Raw genomic sequence first — 2,028 nt, 5'->3', positions numbered from 1 at the left:
ACGAAGTTAATTTATGGGTTCACGACCTAGATATGAGCTGCTCGCCTTAATTGATAGCAGCTTATGGCAAAAAGGCTCATTGCCTGCGAGACGTCGAAGCGCTTCTTGTCATCGCGAACCCATCGCGTCACTAGATACTAAGCAGGGGGCCGCGCCCATCACGGTAGCCGGCAAACTAGGTCGCGTTGACAAAATGCTTCAACCATAGCCTTGCGGCGGCGAGGTTAAGAAAGCTGAGGTAGGAAAGTGCGGTTTTCTCGAAGCGTGTCGCGATGCGGCGCTGGTGTTTGAGGAAGCCGAACATGCGCTCGACGCGATTGCGATCTCGATAGCGTCGATAGTCAGGATGCTCTGGTGCCTTGCGGTTCGAACGCGGCGGGATGACCGGCCGGACGAGCATGCCTGCCACGCTCGGGTGGGAGCAGCGGCCCGATTAATTCCCATTCTGCGTCGCTCAGGTCGCCGCGATCCATGCCTGCCCTTCCAAAAGGTAGGCTTGAATCAGAACTTCGCCGGGTTGGGAATCTCTTTTGTCAACGCGACCTAGCGTTTCACCGTCTGAACAGACTTCAACGGGAGCCACGAAAAGGGATGCAAGCGCATCGACATCTGGAACCTGAAGCATCGTACGATTGAGATCGACCGAAAAGATGTGCTTTCCGGTATGGCCGGTTTCTGGAGCGCACCTTCGGTGACTGAGCGACCGACAAGGGCGCGAAGCGGTCCAGTGCACGCGCGCCCTTAGCTTCCCCGCTGTCGTCGGAAAATGATGTCAGAAAGCGCAGGCCCCGCCAACATGACACCAAAGACGCCAATTGCGCCGATACCGATCACAAGCATCTCGGCAGTGGCGTCAGATAGATCGCGAGTCGCAGGCATCACCGTTCCCGCAAATGCCGCGCCAAGCGAAACCATTATTGCAAGTCCACCGGAAGCGATGAGCTTTATGGGCGCGATCTTGCCTTGAACGAAATATGCGACGAGGGCCAACGGCAGTATTGCGATGCAGAGGCTTCTTTCCATCCCTTCAACATAGCTGCTGCCTGGTTGAAAGCTAGCCATCCCGACCGCTGAGGAACCTGCCCTGGCAAAGGAAACCGGACCGACCGCTCCTCGGCGCGTCAAATTGGCCCCTGAACGGCCAACTAGGGCGCCTGGCCGACCTGCGGCCCTCGGAGGCTGGGCGCGAAGCGGGCCCCAGGCCGTCGAAAAATTTGGTCTGAGACCGGGCCAGCGGCATACGCCCCACTGCGGACGTCGCCAACGGTGTCCGCTGATTGTCCAAAAATCGAATTACGATCTCGCGTCGCGCCAATTGCAATTCTGGCAGGAACTCGAAGAAACAAAAAGATAGCAGAATGAACGGGAAATATCGCTTTCCACAATTCGGGCATTTGGTGGTTGCAGCGAGAAAAATCATCGCAAAAGAAGAAATGGCCGCTAAAATCATAAGAATGATCAAGCTTGATGCATAGATGGTGCTACTTCTCAAATTGATCACCATTCCGAGTGCGCCAATCGGAAAGACCGAAAATGCACCAAAGCAAGCAATATGTCTTTTCGTTTCGAGATGCATTCGGATTGTCCACCGTCAAAAACCGAGATGCGAATAGCTCTTCAACGCGGGTAATGCCATCAGTTTGAGCAACTACCGCTTCCACCCATCTGGGCCGGTGAGGAGCCTGGACGGCAAGGGAAACCGGACTGGCCGCTCCCTGACGCGCCAAATCGGCCCTCGAGCGACCAACAAGGGCGCAGGGCAGAATTTCCACCTGCATCCTATAGTCGCTGTCAGTACATTGTGGCACCATCGGGGTTATGAACGCTTTTCTGTTGCTCGGTTTGGCAGCTGCTGCCGTCCTCCCCAATCCTGCGGGCATCTGGGATCTTGAGGTCGATCAAACCACAATTTTCCGTTTCGAGCTGCGCGATACGCCGCATGGAATAGAGGCAACTTGGGAACGCCCAGAGCACTTCCAATTAGATGGAGACACATTCTCCCAAGTCTCAGGGCCATCCCTGCGCCGC

General features: G+C 55.8%; 3 protein-coding genes. 1 reads left to right on the top strand and 2 read right to left on the bottom strand.

The window, feature by feature from the left end:
* Positions 1 to 175 precede the first annotated feature (175 nt).
* The gene (locus MTR65_RS19915) at positions 176 to 400 is read right to left on the bottom strand and encodes a transposase (RefSeq protein WP_243803329.1); all 225 of its coding nucleotides are present in this window, start codon (positions 398 to 400) and stop codon (positions 176 to 178) included.
* 341 nt (positions 401 to 741) lie between these two features.
* Positions 742 to 1,062, bottom strand: coding sequence for a hypothetical protein (locus tag MTR65_RS19910; RefSeq protein WP_243803327.1), 321 nt, complete (start codon positions 1,060 to 1,062; stop codon positions 742 to 744).
* Positions 1,063 to 1,818: 756 nt separating this feature from the next.
* Here MTR65_RS19910 and MTR65_RS19905 point away from each other — a divergent pair.
* Positions 1,819 to 2,028: hypothetical protein (locus tag MTR65_RS19905; protein ID WP_243803325.1), on the top strand; the 210-nt coding region annotated here is incomplete at its 3' end.

It is taken from the genome of Novosphingobium mangrovi (assembly GCF_022818885.1).
Lineage (GTDB): Bacteria > Pseudomonadota > Alphaproteobacteria > Sphingomonadales > Sphingomonadaceae > Novosphingobium > Novosphingobium mangrovi.
The sequence above is the reverse complement of the archived record's forward strand: the minus strand, read 5'-3'. Positions and strand labels throughout refer to the sequence as shown.